Origin of the sequence: Rhodococcus sp. NJ-530 (genome assembly GCF_003860625.1) — a bacterium.
GTDB lineage: Bacteria > Actinomycetota > Actinomycetes > Mycobacteriales > Mycobacteriaceae > Rhodococcus_F > Rhodococcus_F qingshengii.
Map to the genome: position 1 here is coordinate 347,522 of NZ_CP034156.1, position 20,672 is coordinate 368,193.

Annotated in this window: 20 protein-coding genes and 3 pseudogenes; 11 read left to right on the plus strand and 12 right to left on the minus strand. The window is 60.2% G+C overall.

Annotation, left to right across the window (positions count from 1 at the left end; genetic code table 11):
- Position 1: 1 nt before the first annotated feature.
- Together EHW12_RS35985 and EHW12_RS35990 are read right to left on the minus strand one after the other, a co-directional pair.
- Positions 2-136: a hypothetical protein gene (locus tag EHW12_RS35985; protein WP_265155426.1), complete on the minus strand. Its 135-nt coding sequence runs from the start codon at positions 134-136 to the stop codon at positions 2-4.
- Positions 111-491, minus strand: a pseudogene (locus tag EHW12_RS35990) (recombinase family protein); the annotation flags it as partial. The pseudogene EHW12_RS35990 and the gene EHW12_RS35985, both read right to left, overlap by 26 nt.
- Positions 492-639: 148 nt before the next feature.
- On the opposite strand from EHW12_RS35990, the gene EHW12_RS35995 reads away from it, so the two are divergent.
- Positions 640-765 carry a hypothetical protein gene (locus EHW12_RS35995; RefSeq protein ID WP_256670359.1) on the plus strand — a complete coding sequence of 42 codons (126 nt, stop codon included), beginning with the start codon at positions 640-642 and terminating at the stop codon, positions 763-765.
- A gap of 228 nt (positions 766-993) precedes the next feature.
- Here the strand turns inward: EHW12_RS35995 and EHW12_RS33405 are convergent, their stop codons facing one another.
- Positions 994-3,186: an Rv1355c family protein gene (locus tag EHW12_RS33405; protein WP_082920565.1), complete on the minus strand. Its 2,193-nt coding sequence runs from the start codon at positions 3,184-3,186 to the stop codon at positions 994-996.
- 274 nt (positions 3,187-3,460) lie between these two features.
- On the opposite strand from EHW12_RS33405, the gene EHW12_RS33410 reads away from it, so the two are divergent.
- Positions 3,461-4,219, plus strand: coding sequence for a hypothetical protein (locus EHW12_RS33410; protein WP_064442793.1), 759 nt, complete (start codon positions 3,461-3,463; stop codon positions 4,217-4,219).
- On the opposite strand, the gene EHW12_RS33415 is transcribed toward EHW12_RS33410, so the two are convergent.
- From EHW12_RS33415 to EHW12_RS35690, 4 genes are all read right to left on the minus strand, one after another.
- Positions 4,216-5,139 carry a GGDEF domain-containing protein gene (locus EHW12_RS33415; protein WP_241199238.1) on the minus strand — a complete coding sequence of 308 codons (924 nt, stop codon included), beginning with the start codon at positions 5,137-5,139 and terminating at the stop codon, positions 4,216-4,218. The genes EHW12_RS33410 and EHW12_RS33415 overlap by 4 nt on opposite strands.
- Positions 5,140-5,794: 655 nt before the next feature.
- Complete coding sequence (locus EHW12_RS33420) at positions 5,795-6,670, minus strand: IS3 family transposase (RefSeq protein WP_241199239.1); 876 nt, start codon at positions 6,668-6,670, stop codon at positions 5,795-5,797.
- A gap of 55 nt (positions 6,671-6,725) precedes the next feature.
- Positions 6,726-6,989, minus strand: a complete 264-nt coding sequence (locus EHW12_RS33425) for a transposase (protein WP_125053477.1) — start codon at positions 6,987-6,989, stop codon at positions 6,726-6,728.
- Positions 6,990-7,964: 975 nt separating this feature from the next.
- Positions 7,965-8,192, minus strand: coding sequence for a hypothetical protein (locus EHW12_RS35690; protein WP_231783839.1), 228 nt, complete (start codon positions 8,190-8,192; stop codon positions 7,965-7,967).
- A 381-nt stretch (positions 8,193-8,573) separates the two neighbouring features.
- Here EHW12_RS35690 and EHW12_RS33435 point away from each other — a divergent pair, with 381 nt between their 5' ends.
- Complete coding sequence (locus EHW12_RS33435) at positions 8,574-8,942, plus strand: hypothetical protein (RefSeq protein WP_125053479.1); 369 nt, start codon at positions 8,574-8,576, stop codon at positions 8,940-8,942.
- A 187-nt stretch (positions 8,943-9,129) separates the two neighbouring features.
- On the opposite strand, the pseudogene EHW12_RS33440 reads toward EHW12_RS33435, so the two are convergent.
- Positions 9,130-10,033 (minus strand): annotated as a pseudogene (locus EHW12_RS33440) (IclR family transcriptional regulator).
- Positions 10,034-10,231: 198 nt separating this feature from the next.
- Here EHW12_RS33440 and EHW12_RS33445 point away from each other — a divergent pair.
- From EHW12_RS33445 to EHW12_RS33455, 4 genes are all read left to right on the plus strand, one after another.
- A complete protein-coding gene (locus tag EHW12_RS33445; RefSeq protein WP_125053481.1) occupies positions 10,232-10,429 on the plus strand; it encodes a hypothetical protein in 198 nt (65 codons plus the stop codon).
- A gap of 819 nt (positions 10,430-11,248) precedes the next feature.
- The gene (locus EHW12_RS34910; protein WP_087503832.1) at positions 11,249-11,404 is read left to right on the plus strand and encodes a DUF6131 family protein; all 156 of its coding nucleotides are present in this window, start codon (positions 11,249-11,251) and stop codon (positions 11,402-11,404) included.
- Positions 11,405-11,649: 245 nt separating this feature from the next.
- Positions 11,650-12,582, plus strand: coding sequence for a DoxX family protein (locus tag EHW12_RS33450; RefSeq protein WP_003944048.1), 933 nt, complete (start codon positions 11,650-11,652; stop codon positions 12,580-12,582).
- Positions 12,583-12,860: 278 nt separating this feature from the next.
- Positions 12,861-13,082 carry a hypothetical protein gene (locus EHW12_RS33455; RefSeq protein ID WP_178377395.1) on the plus strand — a complete coding sequence of 74 codons (222 nt, stop codon included), beginning with the start codon at positions 12,861-12,863 and terminating at the stop codon, positions 13,080-13,082.
- Positions 13,083-13,151: 69 nt separating this feature from the next.
- Here the strand turns inward: EHW12_RS33455 and EHW12_RS33460 are convergent, their stop codons facing one another.
- A complete protein-coding gene (locus EHW12_RS33460; RefSeq protein WP_075836219.1) occupies positions 13,152-13,505 on the minus strand; it encodes a hypothetical protein in 354 nt (117 codons plus the stop codon).
- Positions 13,506-14,679: 1,174 nt separating this feature from the next.
- Between EHW12_RS33460 and EHW12_RS33470 the strand changes: the two genes are divergently transcribed.
- The 3 genes from EHW12_RS33470 (at position 14,680) to EHW12_RS33480 (ending at position 16,453) form a co-directional block, all read left to right on the plus strand.
- Entirely contained in the window at positions 14,680-15,822 is a 1,143-nt protein-coding gene (locus EHW12_RS33470; RefSeq protein WP_125053485.1) for an alkane 1-monooxygenase, read from the plus strand.
- On the plus strand, positions 15,822-16,169 hold the full coding sequence (locus tag EHW12_RS35025) for a hypothetical protein (RefSeq protein WP_206434869.1): 348 nt from the start codon (positions 15,822-15,824) through the stop codon (positions 16,167-16,169). Before EHW12_RS33470 ends, EHW12_RS35025 begins: the two co-directional genes overlap by 1 nt.
- A 77-nt stretch (positions 16,170-16,246) precedes the next feature.
- Positions 16,247-16,453 carry a BldC family transcriptional regulator gene (locus tag EHW12_RS33480; RefSeq protein WP_075836434.1) on the plus strand — a complete coding sequence of 69 codons (207 nt, stop codon included), beginning with the start codon at positions 16,247-16,249 and terminating at the stop codon, positions 16,451-16,453.
- Positions 16,454-16,519: 66 nt separating this feature from the next.
- On the opposite strand, the pseudogene EHW12_RS33485 reads toward EHW12_RS33480, so the two are convergent.
- Both EHW12_RS33485 and EHW12_RS33490 read right to left on the minus strand, forming a co-directional pair.
- A pseudogene (locus EHW12_RS33485) lies at positions 16,520-16,767 on the minus strand (carbonic anhydrase); the annotation flags it as partial.
- Between the two features lie 44 nt (positions 16,768-16,811).
- Positions 16,812-17,159: a DUF3024 domain-containing protein gene (locus EHW12_RS33490; RefSeq protein WP_125053412.1), complete on the minus strand. Its 348-nt coding sequence runs from the start codon at positions 17,157-17,159 to the stop codon at positions 16,812-16,814.
- Between the two features lie 105 nt (positions 17,160-17,264).
- Here EHW12_RS33490 and EHW12_RS33495 point away from each other — a divergent pair, with 105 nt between their 5' ends.
- Positions 17,265-18,548 carry an IS256 family transposase gene (locus tag EHW12_RS33495; protein WP_075832375.1) on the plus strand — a complete coding sequence of 428 codons (1,284 nt, stop codon included), beginning with the start codon at positions 17,265-17,267 and terminating at the stop codon, positions 18,546-18,548.
- Positions 18,549-18,559: 11 nt separating this feature from the next.
- Here EHW12_RS33495 and EHW12_RS33500 read toward each other — a convergent pair whose 3' ends face one another.
- On the minus strand, positions 18,560-19,738 hold the full coding sequence (locus EHW12_RS33500) for an IS30 family transposase (RefSeq protein ID WP_125053487.1): 1,179 nt from the start codon (positions 19,736-19,738) through the stop codon (positions 18,560-18,562).
- Positions 19,739-20,672 lie beyond the last annotated feature (934 nt).

A 20,672-nucleotide genomic window follows, 5' to 3' on the forward strand; every position in this document is an offset into this window, starting at 1 on the left:
ATCATGCGGCGTTCCATTTGAGTGAGCGCGGCCATGAGGTGGAAAGGAATTCGCCGCCAGCGGTGGTGGTGTCGAACCCTTCCGCGAGGGAACGGAACGCCATGCCGCGTTCACCGAGGTTGTGAACGGTGTCGATGACGTGGCGGACGGATCGTCCGAGCCTGTCGAGTTTCCAGACGACGAGGACATCTCACCGTCATGTCGCGGAGGTAGTTCAGGCATTCGGTGAGCTGGGGGCGCTGCATTTTGGAGCCGGATTTGTAGTCGGTGAAGATGCGGATTGCGCCGGCTTGTCGGAGTGCATGTTCTTGCAGTTCGGGGTTTTGTTCGAGAGTGGTGTTGCGCTTGAGCTTGAGCGTCAGCGTAAATTCGTCGGTCTCCTGGGTGAAATCGACCTCAAGGATCGTGTATTTCTTGATCTGCTCGGGGTTGGAGACTTTCTTGTTGGTGTCGGCGACGACCGAGTCGATTTCGGCGATCAGGTCAGCGTCATCCGACTTGGTCGCGTCGCGGAACTGATCGCAGACCGCATCAATCTGGTCGGCATCGGGCGAGTGCTCGAACTCGAAGCACACAGCGCCTCACTGCGACAGGACACTCAACGAATCACCCGCGACTACGTAAAGGATAGTAACGGCCATGACATCCATTCCGCACGCAGCGCACGATGCAACATCAGATGTCGATCGCGGCGAGCAGACAATCCCCGTCGACGATGACGCTCTCGAAAACGAACCCATCACCATCGACAACAACGTCGTCTGACCTGCGTCCCTAAGAGACCTGATCGAGCAGTCAATCCCTGCCCCGGTCGACGACTGACTGCAGTTTTGCCTTTTGACGACTCTAATCCTGCGCAGCGGGATAGGACTGTGCCCGCAGCGCGCGAGAAAAATGAGCAGCTTTACGTGCAACGGTGGCGTTAGTGGACGCTGCGGTCACGAGCATGTCGATCTCTGAGGTTGGTTCCGCCGGCGTCGGTTACCCACACAGTCATCCCTGCCAACCATCCGCCCAATTCAGCCATCGGTGGTCGCGCGCTTCTCTGTCTCGATGCGGCCTAGAGTACGCCTCCCGACGGCTCGCCGGGGCCGGGATCGCTGTGCGGAAGATGCGCACGATGAGGGCTGCATGTTCACCCGTATGGAGTGCCGTGAGTTTTGTCAGCTCGTCCGCCAGTGCGGTGAGCTCGCAGGCTCGGGTCGGCGCGAGGGTGCGGAGCTGGTCTACGTCGGTGGCGTAGAGAGACACGGGTGTGAGTGGGTGCAAGGAGTAACCGAGCGATTGGGCGCGTATCCAGAACTCTTCGGCAAGTACTCCGCTGCGGATGTAGTCCGCTGCGGAAATACCCTGCTGAGTGATGACGGCGACGGCGTCACTGCAGTTCAGACGTGTGCGGGTCTGTGCTCGGAGCGCTTGCCCGGCATCCCAGTCGTTCAATTGTTCCATGACGTCCGGGCGACGCAGGAGTTCGAGGGCGGCGAGTTCTGCCGTGGGAGTGCCCAAACTGGAGATCTCGATACCACGGGTAAGGTCGCGTGAATGCGGCCAGCATAGCTCGGAGATCATCTCCCGGTGCAGAGCGTCGGTGAGGAATCGGATGCGGTCGGTGGCACTGATGTTCTCGGCCAACCGTGCGATCGTATCCCGGTCCTGGATCAGATGTACTCCTGCCGTCGTGGAGGTCAGGCTCGCCGCTAGATGTGAGACGTCCGTCAGATCGCAAGGGGTCGAGTCGGTTTCAGGCATACCGCGATGTGTGCGTCGATCGAGCATTCCGGGGAGTTGGTGAGTGAGGGAGACGTCGGTGCCGGCAGTGAATGTGATTCGCACGGAGGTCGCCGGGCCGTCGCCGGTGATCACTGTGTCTCCGAGGATATGTCGGTGTGCAGCGGCGACCCGGGCGTTGTGCAATGCGGCGCCGAGCGCGACGAAACTTCCGCGGTACTCGATGTCCGCACTCGACGAGCGGGTTTTGTCGATACGGAGGGTGAGGGCATTGTCGTCCGTGTGAATGGTCCAGGGTTGCGCGTTACCTCCGGAGGGCGCGCGTGTAGCGGCAAAGGCGACTGCTTCTTCATTGGAGAGTGAGTCGTACTGTGCCCGTAGATCGATCGGGCGCGACCCGCCCCCCGTTCCTGAGGTGATCGAGTCGTGGGGAATGTGCGGGTCGCTCAGTTGGTCGAGGTGCTCACCGATATCGATGCGCACTCTCCCTGACGGGAGGGCCTCCCCGAGACCGAATCGGCGGATCGCGGCGACAACAGAGGCCCCACCGAGCAAAACATCTCCGCCGAGTTGAGGCCAGGTGGCCAAGGTGGTGCCCACTTCCAGGATCGAGGCGGCCATGCGGGCTGAAATCTCACGCCCTTCTAGGATTCGTAGTCCGAAGGGAATTTTTTCCTTTACGCTCAGCCCGGATACGGTGGCAGCGTCGAGATCCCCGACGAGGCCGTGAAAGAGTGGCCTGGCGGGTTCGAGGTCGAATCGTTCGACGTCGAGGAGACCGCGGTCGCTGGTTTCCATGATGACAGGAATGCCACGCTGCCGGGCCCGGTCGCGAACGAGTACTTTCACGTCGAAGGAGTCGCACTCCTCGATCACCAGGTCCAGTCCTTCGAGGAAGTCGTCGATAGTGGCTTCGTCGACGCCTTCTGTCCAGGCATCGACAGGGAGATACGGGTCCAGTTCTGCGATTCGTTGTTGAGCGAGTGTTGCCTTGTTGACTCCGAGGTCGAAGACCGTGGCCGAGAGACGGTTGAGGTTGGACAGGTCGAGGTCGTCGAAGTCCGCCAGACGCATATAGCCGACGACGCCTTCGAGAGCGAGGGCATGCGCGATAGCACTGCCGACGCTGAGCCCGACGATCCCGACCCGAAGCCGCGAGAGAATGAGTTGTTCCTCGTTGGTGATCTTGTTGCGGTTGCGATCCAGACGCAGACGGCAGAACCCGCCGGGTCCGAGAAGATGCACCAGGGTGCGGCGCCACGGGTAGTGAATCCAGCGAGAGGATTCCGCGACGTCGTCGGCATCCGACTCTTCGTTGAGAGTGAGCAGCGAATGCTGCTGGTCGGCAAGCGTATCGAGAATCATGGCTCCGGACGTGCGCAGTTCGGTCACACGGCGCATCTGCGCCGCGTCGGCTTCGTCGAAGATTTCCGCACGCCGTTGCGTTGTCTCGTTCATTGCCGAGACCTGGTCTGTGCCGGTGAAGTCCTGCATCACGATCCCTTCCGCTTCTCAGTTGTGCGGCGGGCCTTGATCACTCGTCCGTCACCTATATCCAAGCACTTCGTGTGTGAGGCGTTGCTCACCAGGGTGCGTGGTGGGGCAGATGTGTGTGTCGGGAAGCCCTAGCCGAGGCGTCGGCGGACAATCAGCGGGCGAGTGCCCGACTGGGCGGTACTCGCGAAGTTCCGGCTGCAGCTGGCCGATCCGGATTTTCTAGAAGGGGAATGTGATGACGGCGATCACCGAATACACGCTCGGTAACTTCGATGCGAATTACGCAGCTGTCGAGGTGCCCGACACCGATGGTGTCCGGTTGGTTCTCTCCCATCCTGCAGCGGATGAAAATCTCTGGGAAGAATATTTGTGCGGCGCTTGGGAAGCCTACGAGAGGTACGGAGCGCAAGCGGCCTTGGATGTACCGGCGGTGAGAGACGGCATTTCGACTTCCTTGTTCTACGCCCTCGTCGACGACGGGGCGGTCGTGGGCGGGGTACGCGCGCAGGGACCCTACGTCTGCGCTTCTCAGTCACATGCTGTGGTCGAATGGGCGGGCAACAGGGGTCTCGACGCTGTACGTGAGGCGATCGCTACCCGAATCCCCGACGGGGTGGTGGAGATGAAGTCGGCGTGGGTCTCTCCGAAGTCCCCGCATGCCGGGAAATTGTCTGCTGCGTTGGCGAGAGTGGCACTGCCGACGATGGAGCGTCTGCAATCTCGCTTCGTGATGGCAACGGCCGCGGACCACGTACTAAGTAGGTGGGAATCATCCGGGGGCCGGGTCGATACACAGATACCGGCGGCCGCGTATCCCGACGGGCGTTATCGCACGCGCATGATGTGGTGGGATCGTCGATCATTGCGCGCGGACGCAGATCCTGCCCTGTGGCCACTCATGCGGGCCGAGCACCAAACACTGAGCCCGAGCACGGTGAAACACAATCAACGAGCAGTCGACACGTATCTCGCAGCGGCGCAGGGGCTTCGCTAGTGAACGGGGTCGACCGCTGATGTCCCGATCTCGAACAACGCGGGCCGGCTGACATCGCTGGGTTGCCCATGCACCAAGTTCACCCTCATCCTCGGAAGCTGTTGACACCGAACCGTATTGCGTCCCCCTGCCTTGGCGGCGTACATGAGGGCATCCACACGGTGGGTCAAGACATCCGTCAACTCCCCCAACGACATCTCCGGCGAAGCAGGGTGATCGTCGAGTTCACAGTAAATCGCCCCGATACTCACCGTCACGTCGCACGACTCGGCTACCGACGCTCGGATCCGTTCGGCGAGAGCCTCGACTCCATTCAAGTCCGAGGCGGCGAAGAAAGCGACAAATTCTTCGCCGCCGGACCTGGCGACCAGCACTCCCGAGCCCACCGCTCGCGCGATGGCCGCAACAACGCTGCGAAGCGTCTGGTCCCCCGCGCTGTGACCGAACAGATCATTGATCTGCTTGAAATGATCGACATCGATCATCAGAAAACCCATCTGCCCCGTGCTGGCGGGATAGCTGCGGTGATATCGCTCGATTCGATCGAGAAACCCTCGACGATTGGGCAGACTCGTCAACGGATCGGTGTGGGCCAGCTCCCGGTACCGCGCTTGAGTGAACACGAGCGAGCGACGCAAGGCTCCGATCATGAACACCGGCAACCAAATTACCGTCACCGACACAGTGCAGCTGACCAGAGCAGCAGCAAACCCGTGAGCCACGGTGACCGCTACCGCACAAGCGAGTGCTATCGCGACGATCGTGTGCCCGACGATGACCCGTCTACTCGACGCCATCGCCGCGATAGCCGGTATCGCTGAGAGCAGAGTGACGATTCCCCGGGCTGCCAGCGGATCTGTCACCAGATAGGCGGATGCAGCGATGCCGACCATCCCGATCAAACCCACGACGGAAAACATTCGGTCCGACAAACGACCTACGGTCAGTGTCAGAAGAAAGATGACCAACGTGCTGACCCAGATAGCGGCAAAATACAGGCCTGTACCCGTTCGCGTGAATGAAGGAGACAATAGCGCGATCGCCGGCAGTGGGAGGGCCCCGCCCGTGCTCAAGAGGACAGCCAACGACCGAGCATCTGTCCTCTCCCGAAACCTGACATATCTCGCATACAGCCCATTTGGCCTCACTCCGCCCACCCTAGCGGAAAAAACCGCAAAAGTATGTTCAGTAATGCCGGGGTAGACAATTTCCAGCTTTGACGCTAACCGGAGCAATTTCGGGCAAATCAGCAGGAAAAAACCCAATCGTTTCGTCTCACCTTTCCGTTACACTTCGAATCTTCCTATTCAGCACATACTTCGTTACCTCGGTCTCGCTGGACGCGAACCACTCGCACTCGTCTCACTGCGGTTAGTGTCCGATCCATTCTCGGACGAGGCGCCTTCGCAGAATAGCTCCATCTCGGCGCCCCTGGATTACATTCGCTGCCGACGTCTCGGTCCCGTCACGTCGACAGCGACGCCAGGCAAATTACAACAGGTTTCTAGCTTTCGGTTGCTGGCATTCACACCTAGTACCGGTAAATTGAGGTTCACCCCGAAAAGTGGACAGTTGTTACGCGGCCATGATGGGCGCGGTCAGTGACTGTTCGTAGTTGTGGGGGCTGAGCATTCCGATCGTGGAGTGCCGACGTCGAGTGTTGTAGAAGTTCATCCAGTAGTCAACCGCAGCAACCAATTCGGCGGCATGGGTGAAGGTGTGACGGTAGTAGTACTCGTGCTTGAACGTCGACCATAAGCTTTCCGCGCCAGCGTTGTCCCAGCATATGCCCGTTTCACCCATCGAACGCCGCAACCCGTAGCGCTCACACGCCTGCTTCAGGATCCCCGCGGTATATTGAGTTCCTTTGTCCGAGTGCATGATTGTGCCCGCAACATCGCCGCCACGTTCGGCGACCGCCATGCCCAGAGCATCGAGAACGAGCTCGCTGCGCATGTGATCGGCCACCGCCCACCCGAGGACCTTCTTGGAATGTTCGTCCTTGATCGCGCAGAGATACATGTCGCCCTCTCCGCAGGTCAGGTAGGTGATATCCGAGGTCCACACCGCATCGAGGCGCCCCCGATCGAACCGGCGCTGCACCAGATCCTCAGGGAACGATACGAACGGATCGACCACGGTGGTGCGGACCTTGAACGTGCGTGGGCTGATCCCGGCGACACCGAGCGATCGCATGATCTTGGCAACCGTTTTCTCGGTGACGGTTTCACCACGGTCGCGGAGTTCAGCGGTGATCCGCGGTGCCCCGTAGACCCCTTTCGACTCCCGGTGGATCGCGTGGATCTTCACTTCCAGATCAGCTCTGCGCTGCTGTCGTTCTTCTAATCGGGTTGTCACACTGAGACTTTGATGTTTGTAGAAACCGGAGGTCGATACTTCGAGCAGGCGTGCCATCCGATGAATTGCGGAGTTCGCGCACTCCGCGGCCATCAACGCGTAGAGCTCTACTTTTGTTGATTGGCCGCGAAGTACGCGGACGCTTTTTTCAGGAACACGATGTCTTTCTCCTGCTCGGAAACCTGCCGACGCAACCGTGCCAACTCGGTGCGTTCCGCAGTCGTGAGCGGTTGGTCACCGGATGCTGCGGCGGCCTCGATCCGCCGCGTTCGTCGGCGACCCAGCGTCCGAGCAGGGCTTCGTTGATGCCGAGTTCTCGGGCGACCTCGGCGATGGTGCGGCCTGAATCGATCACCCGGTGGGCGGCCTCGACCTTGTACTCGGTCGTGAACGACCTGCGTGTGCGGGACATGAGGACATCCTTCCAGCGGAATTATCAGTCCCGCTATCTCGGTGTCCACCATCCGGGGTGAACCTCAAATGGAGACCCGATGTCCTTCCCACATTCGGCCGCGCAACTAGCCCCTCCCTGCTCCTTCTCGCCGCCGGTTTCATCGCTGCGCCCAGCACCTCCGTAGATCGGGATATTCCCGGCTGCGCACTCGCTAGGTCAGGGACCGAAAGCTGGGCGGGCCCTCGGATGCCTTTTACACCCTGATTAAGAAGGTTCTGGATAACCACAGGGAGCACTCTCACCTACCTCGCCGAGATCTACGCCTCGAAGCCCTCATCACCGAACTCCGCGACTTCCCCATCCGGACTTCAGTTGGTGAAGGCTCGCGCGAACGTCCACCCCCTACTGGCGGACGCCAACTGGAATGTCGATCCGATGGGCGTATTCGGCACTCTCGGTCACTGCCACCATTCCGCGCGGTCCTCCCATCGCTCGCAACGCGACGTATTTTTGCCTGCCCGGCAGGCAAGCAGGAACCGAGGTTCTGACGAGAACCTCGGTACCGGCGGCTCGTTCCCCTCTGTCACATGTTGAGCGAACTTGCTCAGCCGCCTCAAGGTGCTACTCGAGCAGGGCGGTAAGGGAGTGAAGCTTGCCGGCGAGCCGGACGCCCAGAGCCGGCAAAGGGCACGGGACCTCAAGTAGGGGTGGTAGGCAGAGAAATGCCGTGACCCGTCCCCCCGGCGCCATACTCTCGGGGTTGGGTCGATAATCTGGCGGAATCCGACCCTACGTCGGGTAGTGAGCGATCGCACCGCAAACACGCCGAACGTTCTCCGACGATCGAGCACGGCATAGTCGAACGCATCCCGGAGAGCAGTCCCAGTGGTCTTCGAAAACGAGTTCCCCAGTCAGGAGCAGATACTCGTCCCTACCACTCCAGACCGTTCACCTTTCAGCGTCGGGGAACCGGTCTATAGCAGTACGTTTCGGTCAATCAGCGCCCGCAGTGATCTCTGGAAGTTTTTCTGCGCGGCGCAAACGTTCCGCCATGTCGACGACCAGCCCTGTGGACGACTCGGAAAGGCCGACCACTGCAGCCAACAGTTGCCGCAACGCCCCCTGTTCGAGACAGTCGATGACAACCGACGGTTCCGCCCCCTCACTGTCGACCGGCAGATAAAAATACTTGTCATCGACGCCGAAGAAATTAGCAAGCACAGCGACCACATCCGGAGAAGGGTTCGTCCGCCTACTTCGACGTAACTGAGACAGATAAGGGCGGGAGAGGCGAGAGCCACTCGCGGCGAGACCGTCCGCCACCACAGCTTGCGTGACCGGACGACCGAATCGCGGCGAATCCTCGAACAACATATTCAACCGATCAGCGAACATACGATCCTCACGTCGAAAAACCTAGACAGTATCGATTTCAGAACGATGATCACATGTCGCCGCCGGTAAGAGGAGCGCTCGGACTCAGCAGCTCGTATCCTTCCCGCGCATGCAGCGGTTCCCTCGCCGCTATCGCGGTTAACCCTGCCGTTTTCTGCTTCCGACTCCCGTGCGCCCCTGTCAAGCAATGGTGAAAATAAGGACACATTGCAGCACAACACCATTACCGCCAATAGTTCGCTGTCGTGCCGACAAAACGGAAACATTGTCGCAGGCTCGGCACAGAAATTTCCAGCGGCAGCCCCGGCCGAAGCATTGAAAGTCGCCCACATCAACCACGACGACAACGAAACTGAGGCCGGTCTGTCGCTACTATCGACATTATCACCGCAGACGCCCACGTCTTCCTCGTTCCCGCCCCTCGGCCTGCTCCTGCGCATTGCGCGGCACCTCGACGCCGCCGCAGCATCCTTCTTGCGTGGCGCGAACCTCTCCGACGGACTCGACAAATCCAACCGCCACTTCGCCCACATCCTCGCCCAGGACGCCAACGGAATCCGCATTCTCGCACAATGACACATTCAACGAAAAATGTATCTGCTTGCAGCCCAACATGTTCAAAATGACATGGCTGATCCACGGCGAGCCCTGGAGAATGCAAACAAGCGCCATCCAGCGTGGTCGAGGAGTTAAGGATGCGTCAGCGAGTTCTCGGGAATACCGTCCAGGTACTGACACCGCGGACTCGATCGGTCGAGATACGTTAGATCCAGTCTTCCGGTGATGCCGCCAGGAGGCGATCCATCATCTCCACGGAGAATGTGGCCGCAGGAACGGAAGGCGCCTTTCGTGGTCTACGGGAATGGTCCGATTCGGGGTACAACGATCGAGAAATTTCACGGACCGCGTGGACGACCAAGGGGCGAGGCGTTCTAGCTGAACGGATTTGTTGTTGCCGCACAGGGCAATGCTGCCGACGGGTTCTTCGTATCCGCGAACCGCAGCAGCGATGCAGGCCACACCATGAGCTGACTCTCCTCGCTCGAAGGCCACACCGCGGCGCCGGCGGATGCGACTCAGTTCCTGGTGCAAAACATTGATGTTTGTGATGGTGTTTTCCGTACTGCGAGAAAGGACTGAGCCGAAAAGAGCGTCGACGCGTTCGGGGGTGATCCACGCCAGGATCGCTTTTCCGCCGGCGGTGCAGTGGGCGGGGGCGTGACCCCCGACACGCGACGGGATTGCAGCGGCGAAACGTCCGCCGACTTTGTCGAGATCGACGACGTCGGGGCCGTCGAGGACGGTCAGATGCACGACCATACCGGTCTGCTGGTGCAATTCGTGCAGAAACGGTGCGGCCGCTTCACGAAGCGAGCTGCGCCTCTCGCCGTCGCCGTCCCCCGGAGAGCGCGGCGACCGAGGCAGTATCCGAAGGAGGCGTGCTCGACCCATCCGAAGGTGGTGAGTTGATCGAGAATGCGGTGGACAGTGGAGCGAGGTAATCGAGTACGGCATGCAACCTGTTCGAGCGTGATCCGAGCTCCTCGGCCGCCGAAGGCGTCGAGAATCAACGTCAGTCGCTCGATCATCGAGGGTGGCAGGTCCTTGCCCGACTTCATCTCTGTCGAGACGCCCGGCGTTGTGCCATTCTGGTCAGCGATGCCCATGAAGCCCCTTCCGAAATTTACTAGAATTCATTCCATCTCCTGTGTTCCCCACCCAGTCGGTGGCTCGCTTGCAGAATGCGACGGTAAGCGCAGCAGACACATACATCGCGTCACAGACTTACCGGTGTCATCGGTGCGCGGGATGCGTTGCCTGCCAGTAGGAATGCGCGTTCGAAGAATTGGCCTATGGTCGATTTCGTGAGCACTGTGCCCGTCGTCGGCACCGAACTCGGACGCGACTGCCTTCAATGTAGATGTCCACTGTTTATTACCGTGCTCGAGTTCTACGCCGGTTCACCGCCTGAACTGACCGACCGCCGGGAAAGTTTCGTTGATTGCCGCAGCGGATGCAGGGGCGTTATCGAACAGCCGGTCGGTATCGACATCAGTCGTTGACCGATACCACGATCTCGCCACTTCGCGGGGAGTGATCACCAACGTCTATCCGCGTCGCAACCGCTGCAGAATGGCATCGAGTTACGGGCGTGAGGCTTCGCACCGCCGGCGTGATCGAGATGAACATTCTCGGTCCCCCACCCACCCGCGCCAGCCTGGAACGAGGGCCGAACACTACCCTTCTCCGTTACTTGTCAGGAACGCGGCAATGTACTTGTACTGACGCACGGCAGAATGACGCTCATCTGGTGCAGCAGGCGACTCTGGACGACAAGGCCAGCATCAGGGAGTGCTGCCCGTCGCCTTGATCGGTTTCTGCTGGGCCTCGTTGTGCCTGCTCGACAAATACGGCGGGCTGTTCATGTTTGGAGAACAAGGCACCAGGGCATGGAGGATGTTGACCCGCCGGTTGAGTCCCCCACTCCGTCCCGGCGGGTCTTCGATCTGCGTGTCGGAGTTGTCGCCGGTTCTGACACGCACGGTCCACCGACCGATGTTCACACCTGATGTCGGTGGACCGCCCGAACTTCGCGCTCGTCGCCGACACGGCGGGCGCGTGCCCGCCCACCGGGACTCTGCTCGTACTCAGTGTCGGTGGGCCCTTGACTACGCCCTTCCTCAATGTTCGCCAGGCACCGACCGGCCTCGTGGCCGGGCCAGGTCGGCGCTTAACGCCACCTCACTACATCTGGTTTCAATTTTGCCTATAATCTATGTCTGATGGTATAGATTCTGTGATCGATTGAACTTCTCGCACCGCCGGATCTGGTGGCTGGCCGGTGCGCAGAGCGAGAACCTAGCGAGAGAATAGGAATCACTGTGATTGTCCTCGGCATCATTCTGGCCCTGATCGGTTACTTCACCGCAATCAGTATTTTGACGACAGTCGGCATCATCTTGGTGGTGGTCGGCGCAATCCTGACACTTCTGGGCACCATGGGTCGCGCTGTGGGCGGTCGAAAAGTTTGGTATTAACACCCTATATACCCCGGCCTAACCCTCGCCTGGGACATCTGGCTCGCGCGGGTACCTAATTTGCTCGACCCATGATGATGCACCACTACCGGGATCGCCTCCTCCTGTAAGAGAGGGACTGGGCACATCCCACCTCCACGTTTGAGGGTGCCTGTCGACAGAGTTCAGTACAGCTGAGCAACCTGCCGGGAGGCCCGCGGAGAGTGGTTCTCCAAATGTCGCATTCACTCTGGAAGGCTTGAAACATGCTGGTACGTCGAATTGCTCGTCCACTGCTTTCCACGATCTTCATCGCCGGGGGAATCGATGCTTTGCGCAACCCCGCTCAGCGAGCAGCCAAAGCGTCACCGCTGATCGACAAATCCGTCGAGACGCTGCCAGGAGCAGTGACGCAGAAGGTGCCTGCTGATCCGGAAACACTCGTCAAGATCAACGCCGCCGTCCAGATCGGCGGCGGTGCCCTGCTGGCCACCGGCAAGGCGCCGCGGCTCGCGTCGTTGGTGCTCGCGGGGAGCCTGGTACCGACCACGCTTGCCGGTCACGACTTCTGGAACGAAACCGATCCGTCACTGCGAGCGATGCAGCGCACCAACTTCATCAAGAACGTCAGCTTGCTCGGCGGACTGATGATCGCCTCCGTCGACACCGAGGGCAAGCCGTCGCTCGGCTGGCGCGGCCGTCGCGCCGCGAAGAAAGCCCAGGCGTCTATCGCCGCAGCACTTCCATTGGTCGCATCGCAGACCGATCACACTAGCGATCGCGTCGAGCATGCTCTGTCGGTGGCGTCCGAACGCGGTTCCGAACTTGCCGAAACCGCGAAGGCACACGGCACGGATTGGCTCGAACTTGCCAAGGAGCGCAGCTCCGAATTCGCGGAGATCGCGAGCAAGCGAGCCGCGGAATTCGGAGAGGTCGCCAAAGAACGCGGCCCGGACATCCTCGAAGTCGCGCAGAAGCGCGGCTCCGAACTGGCCGAGACCGCACGCGAGCGCAGCGCCGAACTGGCCGAGCTGGCGAGCAAGCGCAGCTCGGAGTTCGCCGAACTCGCCCTCGAAAAGAGCAACGAGTGGGCCGAAACGGCGTCGGAGCAAACCGAGGTGCTGGGTAAGCGGGCCCGCAAGCGCGCCGAGAAGGCACTCGAAAAGGCTCGCGCCAAGAAGGACGAATTGACGCACTGAGTGCACCGAAAAACACGGTCACCATCCTGCAGTGACGTTGTTACGAGTTATTGGCTAGCATTTCCTGGCTAAATTTCATAGCCGACGAAAACACAATGGACATGCACTCCCAGAGATAAGTGCTCCGAGCGGATAACACAGCGGGGCACCTAGCTGCGCTCGCGCGAGGCTTTGTTTGAGAGCGCGACTCGGGGGGGCCGCCAACGAACACGAAGGTAGAGGCAGGTCATATGGGGACCTGGCTCGCGAAATTGACGGATGATCACGGAGAGTGGCTGATGACGGCTCGCGCCGACAAGACCAAGATCACCAGAGAAGACGTCACCCTCCTACGCGGAGGACAGGTGATCGGTGTTGACGACGGTGTCATCGGCGTGGTCGGGTCGATGCCTCTCGATCCGACCACCGCATCTCCGCGGTGGGTCACAGTACGCCGGGACCACTCAGGAGTGGTGCACGCACCACTCCCCCCTGTACAACAGCGAGGTGTGCGGCCCTAGACCTCACGCGTGAGTCGACTGCAGATCAGGAATCATAGGTCCCCGACCGATACCTCGCCGAGTCGTGCGTCATGTGGTCATGGAGAACGCGTTCGTGGGGCATGCTGAAGCGGATCGGCGGACATGCTCAAGCCATTGTGCGTGGCATATGTCTTCTACTTCCGGGAATGCGGGCCCTCCCGAGAGGTCGAGGATCTGGTCCGGTCGTCGAGGTAGGTCGGCGTCGGTCACACGCTCGATGAGCCCCAATGCTTTCCATCCGCACGAGCATTGCGCGCGCCAACCGATCGTCGCTTCATCGGGCACGTACGTTCCGTCCTCGAGTCCGAAGCCCCGGGCGCTGTACGACAGTGCGGTGCGATCGCCGGCGACGATCGTCGCCGGCGCTCCTTCGTGAGCGCCGTCAGTACTCGTCCAGCACATCCCGTCTCCTTCCTGCAAACCCTTTCACAGTCGGACCACCTAATTCGTGCAAACCTCGATTACTGCGCCCGATCACCCCGCGAAGCTCTCCGCTCGTAGCACCAACGCCGAACATGCCTCCGTCAGAACTCCGGCTACATCAGACCGCATTGCTGACTAGCGCGTGCAGTCAATACGGCTGATTTGATGCTCGATCGCACAAGGGTAACGGTCACCCCGTCACGGTGGGCTATCTGCCGCTGTGTCCAACCGCAGTAATATCCCTGGTAGAGGTATCTTCTTGCGCGGCAATCCCCTGTTGACCAACTGAAGCCGTCTTTGCATGCGTGGGCTTCCTCAGCCGATCCGGAGGCCTCCTGAGAGGACCATAAAGCCTCGCGCCGAGGGCGGGGAGCGAATCTTTTCTATCGCTCGCCGGTGAGCAATCATGATTACCCACGCCGTAGGGCTCCCGTTTTCCGTCTTGTACTCGGGCGCGCATGCCCATACCTCGCGATACACCGACCGTGCCAGTTCGTCGCTAACTCGCTGATCACCGAACATCTGCATGAGCAGGTCGCAGACCCAAGGGGAAGTCCGGTCGTAGAATTCGGCGAAAGCTGCACGACTCCCGGAGAAAACAGAACACAGCACAGCAACAAGGTGGTCGTCTGGATCAGCCTTTACCATCACGGTCGCCCCACTCTCACGTGAACTTACAGAGCGAGCATAGTCATCTGCACTCAGCAGGAACCTCGGAAAGTGGGGCTCGAACGTCTCGAATGAATGTCAGTTAGTACACAGCAGCCGGAAGTCGTGTAGCTAGCCCCTGCCATATTGCTGTGGTCTCCATCACCCGCATCCGAGGTTGATGGAGCGCTCGCTCCGAATCCTGGGCACACCCAAAGTCGCAACATGCCCAAGCAGGTTGGCAAAGGCATCCCGGAATGAACACGAGTCTTGTTCTTCACCAAGATCATTCATCGATCGTGCGAAAAAGACGGATTAGCCACCGGCGAGTCATGGATATCCGAGGAGGCCGAGATCGCAGGGCCGCGCCTCAGCCCCCGACTGGCGATCACCTCTTACTTCGATTCCACGTGTAACCCTCGGCTCTGGAATGAGATACACATATCGTAAACGTCCTCTAAGACTGAATCCTTAGGAAAATGCCCCCTATTCACCAGATGTCACCATGACTCCCGCGGCTTCCACACCCGCGAGCATCGAAGGTCCTTCGGTGTGGCGTGATCGTAAGAGGTACCTGTGGCCGCTCGGATTGCTGATTCCACTCAGCCCGTTCCTCTCCTGGATTCTCGTCGACAACCTTCGTCTCGGATTGTTCTGGGCGACCGGCGCGTGGCTACTGGTCATCGTCATCCCGATCATCGACATGCTGGCCGGTGAAGACGGCGAAAGTCCGCCGGACGATGCGATCCCACGACTGCAGAAGGACCGCTACTACCGCTGGTGCACTTACGCGTTCCTCCCCTTGCAATACGCCGGTCTGGTCTTCGCCTGCTGGTGCTGGATCAACGCTCCGATGGGAATCGCGGAGAAGATCGCGATGTCGTTCACGGTGGGCGTCGTCGCCGGCGTCGGTATCAACGCGGCCCACGAACTCGGCCACAAGAGCGAGAAGATCGAACAGTGGCTCGCGAAAGTGGCGCTTGCGCAATCTCTCTACGGGCACTTCTACGTGGAACACAATTTCGGCCACCATGTGCGTGTAGCTACTCCGCAGGACCCGGCCAGCTCACGGTTCGGTGAGAGCTTCTGGAGGTTCTTGCCACGAAGTGTGTTCGGCGGGCTGCGTTCGGCATGGCGCATCGAGAGCGCTCGACTCCAGAGGAAAGGCAAACGAACCTCGAGCTTCGAGAACAATATTCTCAACGCTTGGGCGATGAGTGTTGTCCTCTTCGCGACGCTGATCGGTATCTTCGGTTGGGAGGTCGCGCCCTGGCTCCTGCTGCAGGCAGTTGCCGGATTCACCTTCCTCGAAGCCGCGAACTACCTCGAGCATTACGGCCTGCTGCGTGGCAAGCGTGCCGACGGCTCGTACGTTCGCGCCAGCCCCGCTGACAGTTGGAACAGCGATCACGTCGTGAGCAATCTGTTTCTCTACCAACTGCAGCGGCACAGCGATCACCACGCCAACCCGAAGCTGCGGTACCAAAGTCTGCGTAGCGCGGCCGAAGCGCCGCAACTTCCGGCCGGCTACGCAATGATGATCGTGATCGCGTGGATTCCACCGCTGTGGCGCCGGGTGATGGATCAGAGATTGTTGGACTACTACGACGGCGACACAGAACGAATCAACGCCAGGAGCACGACCTGATGAACGCCCACGACCCAACGGATACAGAGTCAGATCCGTACCCGCACACCGACATAGATCGCCACCTGCAGTCTCACGCCAGATTCGCACGTGTAGCGCCGAGTCCAGAAGTCATCGCCGCCGCGCAATTCCTGCTGCAGCAACCCGATGCCTATCTATACCGCCGCCGCTACCTCGAACTCATCGTCCAGACCACAGACTCAGACGGCACCCCGATCACCGTCTACACCGCTGCCGAAAAATATCTGCTCACCGCGTACAGAAAAATTCTTCGATCCGATACCGGGCATCCGAGTCAGAAAGAATCACGCACCGTCGACTCCTCGAAAGGACAATCATGGGCCTGAACGGGTCGACTCCAGCCACCGCTCAGCACGAAAGCAGCGGCGGCAATGGACCGCCACCTCCTCCCGCTGTCTTCGATATCGGCTCCGAAGACTTACTCACTCCAAAACAAGTGTCCGAACTTTTTCGTGTAACTCCGAAAACAGTCGCTCGCTGGGCTGACGAAGGAAAAATCGGGTTTACCTCGACCATCGGCGGTCACCGCCGCTACCACCGCACCGAGATCCGTATGCTCTTGCACTCGCTTCACACTCCAGGGCCAAAAACGGATCCGACGGCACCCTGAAATTCAAGCCCGAAATGCTGCAACCCAACCCGGACGATACCAATGCACGTTACTTTCGTTCGCGGATCAGATGCTCCCGATGTCGCCGACTGTGCCCTGAACTCGCATGCGACCGTCGGACAACGTGTACGTGACACCGACGATCGCGCACGCACTCTTGTCCATTCTTGTCGGCGATAATCCGCGACCTCTGCATGATCAGCGAGCCGGTCTCCACGACGTGACGGCCTTCGAGTTCGTCGACGGTGGACAAGCCCTCGTTGCTGCCCATCAGAACCACGCTCGACCGCACTGCGGACGAAGCTGTCCGGAACAGTTCTTGGTCTCAATAGGTCAACGCATCACCGACGATAACGGATCAACCCCAGAAGATCGGGTCCGCACCGCTTTCGATGTGATCGAGCAAATCCTGAACGTGAGGACTCGGCGCCAAGAACTGGTAACGGTGAAACTTGAGGTTCCGGTCCCGCCAATACAGAGTCCACAGCCCGGTTTTCTTCGTGTAAGACAGGCGGGCGATCGGGAATCGCGTCCACTCCGGTCCGAAGTCCTCACGCCACGGCGGCCGGCATTCGCAGATCGTGACATGGCGCAGCGCGATGTCGCATTCGACCCGAATCTCATGACGCAGACGATCGGGAACCCGACTGGCGCAGTACTTCACGATACGGGCGACATCGAGTTCGGGAAGACCGGTGGCAGCCATGACCATCATCATGCCAACCGCCGTTATGGCCAGCTTTGCTATCCGACTGCGGAGGAGCCGGGACTGTAAGAACAACGGTGTAACTCTGAAAGGAGATACGCCACTATGACTGACGTGATTGAACGTGAGACAGAGACGAACTCGGCTCAGCCGGGTATCAGCGATGCGCGGCTCAAAGAGCTGGTCGAGCAGGCGCGAGCCGAAGGGCTGCAGTTGACCGGAGATGGTGGATTGCTGTCGAAGCTGACCAAGCTAGTCGTGGAGTCCGCGCTCGAAGGCGAGATGGACGACCACCTCGGATACGGCAAGAGCGACCCGGCAGGGAGGGGCAGCGGCAACTCCCGCAACGGCAGACGAGCCAAGAACGTGTTGACCGAGGCCGGCCCGGTCGAACTCGAGGTGCCCCGTGACCGGGATTCCTCCTTCGAGCCGAAGATCGTGGCCAAGCGGCAGCGTCGGCTCTCAGGCGTGGAGGACATGGTGATCTCATTGTCGGCCAAGGGTTTGACGACCGGTGAGATCGCTGCACACCTGGCCGAGGTGTACGGAGCTGATGTGTCCAAGCAGACGATCTCGACGATCACCGAGCGGGTGATGGAAGGCATGGCCGAGTGGCAGAACCGGCCGTTGGATCCTGTGTACCCGGTGTTGTTCATCGACTGCATCCACGTCAAGATCCGCGAGGGCAACGTCGCTAACCGGCCGATCTACGTCGCGATGGGGGTGACTGTCGACGGCACCCGCGACATCCTCGGACTGTGGGTCGGTGAGCACGGCGACGGGGAGGGAGCGAAGTACTGGCTTCGGGTGTTGTCCGAGCTGAAAAACCGTGGTGTGCAAGATGTTCTGATCGTCGTGTGCGACGGTCTCAAGCATCTACCCGACTCGATCGAGCAAGTGTGGCCACAGACCATCGTGCAGACTTGTGTGGTCCATCTTCTCCGTAACACCTACGCCTATGCCTCCCGCAAGGACTGGTCCGAGATCGCCAAGGACCTCAAACCCGTCTACACGGCGCCGTCGGAGCAGGCCGCGCTCGACCGATTCGCAGAGTTCAGTGACAAATGGGAGAAACGCTATCCCGCGATCATCAGGCTCTGGACTAACGCCTGGGCTGAGTTCGTGCCGTTCCTACAATTCGACAACGCCATCCGGCAGGTCATTTACACGACCAACGCCATCGAAAGTGTCAACGCCCGAATCCGCAGGGCTGTCAAGGCCCGTGGACACTTTCCGACCGAGGCCGCGGCCTTGAAATGCGTGTATCTGGCCATCATGAGCCTCGATCCCAAAGGCACCGCCCGCAGGCGCTGGTCCAACCGATGGAAGGCAGCACTGAATGCCTTCGAGATAACGTTCGACGGACGGCTGTCTGCCGGACGAAAGTAGTTAGAAACCAATCAATTACACCGTTTTCTGGACAGACCCGAGGAGCCGAGCACCTGGTCTTCTCGTTGGCGTGGACTGTCCCAGTCGAGCACCCGACGAGGCCGATTGTTGAGTCTTACCGCGATCGAATTCAGGTCCTCCTGGCTGAAAGTGCGCAGGTCAGCGTTCTTGCGCAGGTACTGGCGCAGGAGCCCGTTCGTATTTTCGTTCGTCCCTCGTTGCCACGGATGATGCGGGGCGCAAAAGTAGATGGGCAGGTCGAGTGCTGCGGTGATGCGCTCGTGCGCGGCCATTTCCAGTCCCCGATCCCACGTCAACGACCGACGCAGATGCGCAGGCAACCGGCCCAGATAGGCGATCAAGGCGTCCGCAACCGTCTCGGCCCGGTACCCGTTCGGCAGTGCGACCACATGCACGGCGCGTGATTGCCGATCTACCAGCGTCGCGACCGCCGACGGGCGGGTGCCGAACACGAGATCACCTTCGAGGTGTCCGGGCTCGCTACGAGCATCCGCTGCTGGGCTGCGGTGATCGATGGGGACCCTGTTCCGTATCTGCCCGCGCCCGTGGGAGCGTTTCTTCCCACGAGGCCGGCGGATCCGCCGATCGGTACGCAGTTCGTGAAATTTTGTGTCGTCGAATACTTGCCGCGACGGTATGTACAGGCAACGGTAAATCGTCTCGTGCGAAACCCACATCTGCGGATCGGACGGATACTCGCGCCGGAGCCAGGCGGAGATCTGCTGCGGTGACCACTGCTCACTCAGCTTCCCTGTGACAACCTCCCGCAGAAAATGCCTGGTAGAGAGAGTCGAGATTTGAGGGCGGCGCGCGCGGACATACGCTGCGGCATCCGCCGGGGTCGCCCGATAGTGTTCGCGGCCGCCGTTGCGGGCGATCTCCCGAGCGATCGTGGACGGGGATCTTCCGAGTTTGTCGGCGATCGTCCGAGCACTGTCACCGGCGGCGATCCCACGGGAAATCTCTTCACGCTCCCCGGCCGTGAGATGAGATGCTCGCCGACGACGTGGGAGCGGCCGGATACCGCCGGATTTACGCAGGAACCGGCCGATCTGAGGGACACTCTCCCCGAGGACCCGCCCGGTCGCACTCAGCGAATCACCGCGACGCCACATCTCCCAGATCGTGTTCTCTTGATCCACAGTGAACCCGAGCGCCCTGTTGCCCATCCATGCCTCCACGATCACGCATCATGTCACCAGCAGTGATGCGTTGACGTATTGAGACCAAGTTCCGTTGTCGAGGGCATGGACGCGTGGTTGACAAACCGCTCGTTGCCTTCGCGAAGAGACGTCCAAGCGGAAAGGGGGGCTTGATCGCGGCATCCATCTACCGTGCATACAAAGTCTGGCGACTCACTATCGACACCTGAATTGAGGGCCTGGAACCGTGCGGCGGGGCGCTGGTCGACGATACTAGAACAGTACGAGGGACTGAGCCCGGAAAACAATTTACTGCGGTGCAGGCCGCATTCTCTTAACACCGTGGTGACGGATCGGGCCACCGCTGAGGGTCTGCACCCGAATCGGGGCTACGCGCCGCCACATCCTCAAGAAGATGCACGTCCATTTGTTGACCCCGAGATTCAGTCCGGCCGGAAGGTGTTCGCCGCGAGACTTGTTCGCCCACAATCACACGTCTCAGCCTAGACAGTGATGCGTACCGGAAAGCTGAATTTCTTCTCACCGTGGATATTACGTATTCCTATTGCCGGCGCCGATGGACCGGGATCAGGAATGACCGCCTCCGCTCCCCTGAGATCTATCTACTCAAAAACTGAACTGCTCCCTACACGTAGGGCCGTGGAGTTCGGTCCCAACGCGCAGGGAGCATCTCGTGGCGAACTCATACCTCGACAGGTTTTCGGTTCGGCGTCAGCCCGAATGTTCGCTCAGCTGAGCGAGTTCAGTGCGGTGATGAAAGAGACGGCGGTGATGCCGAGCTTGAGCAGTTCGCTGATCTTGCCGAGATTCAGTTCCTCGAGCGAGTCGGTGCTCAGCGATGCGGTGTCGAAAGAGGCTCTTCCCAGATGAGGGTGTAGGTCGGCCGGGCGCGTCGGTCCGCAGGTAGACGTCGAGGTCTCCCGACGATGGAGGTTCCTAC

Bases quoted from the DNA above. Each gene is read 5' to 3' on its own strand.
- EHW12_RS35995 (WP_256670359.1), top strand. From the start codon at position 640: ATGACATCCATTCCGCACGCAGCGCACGATGCAACATCAGATGTCGAT.
- EHW12_RS33460 (WP_075836219.1), bottom strand. From the start codon at position 13,505: ATGTGCTGGACGAGTACTGACGGCGCTCACGAAGGAGCGCCGGCGACG.
- EHW12_RS35025 (WP_206434869.1), top strand. From the start codon at position 15,822: ATGAACGCCCACGACCCAACGGATACAGAGTCAGATCCGTACCCGCAC.
- EHW12_RS33420 (WP_241199239.1), bottom strand. From the start codon at position 6,670: ATGGCCGCGGAGTGCGCGAACTCCGCAATTCATCGGATGGCACGCCTG.
- EHW12_RS33425 (WP_125053477.1), bottom strand. From the start codon at position 6,989: ATGTCCCGCACACGCAGGTCGTTCACGACCGAGTACAAGGTCGAGGCC.
- EHW12_RS33450 (WP_003944048.1), top strand. From the start codon at position 11,650: ATGCTGGTACGTCGAATTGCTCGTCCACTGCTTTCCACGATCTTCATC.
- EHW12_RS33455 (WP_178377395.1), top strand. From the start codon at position 12,861: ATGACGGCTCGCGCCGACAAGACCAAGATCACCAGAGAAGACGTCACC.
- EHW12_RS33405 (WP_082920565.1), bottom strand. From the start codon at position 3,186: ATGAACGAGACAACGCAACGGCGTGCGGAAATCTTCGACGAAGCCGAC.
- EHW12_RS33410 (WP_064442793.1), top strand. From the start codon at position 3,461: ATGACGGCGATCACCGAATACACGCTCGGTAACTTCGATGCGAATTAC.
- EHW12_RS33415 (WP_241199238.1), bottom strand. From the start codon at position 5,139: ATGTTTTCCGTCGTGGGTTTGATCGGGATGGTCGGCATCGCTGCATCC.
- EHW12_RS33490 (WP_125053412.1), bottom strand. From the start codon at position 17,159: ATGGCTGCCACCGGTCTTCCCGAACTCGATGTCGCCCGTATCGTGAAG.
- EHW12_RS33470 (WP_125053485.1), top strand. From the start codon at position 14,680: ATGACTCCCGCGGCTTCCACACCCGCGAGCATCGAAGGTCCTTCGGTG.
- EHW12_RS33495 (WP_075832375.1), top strand. From the start codon at position 17,265: ATGACTGACGTGATTGAACGTGAGACAGAGACGAACTCGGCTCAGCCG.
- EHW12_RS33500 (WP_125053487.1), bottom strand. From the start codon at position 19,738: ATGGGCAACAGGGCGCTCGGGTTCACTGTGGATCAAGAGAACACGATC.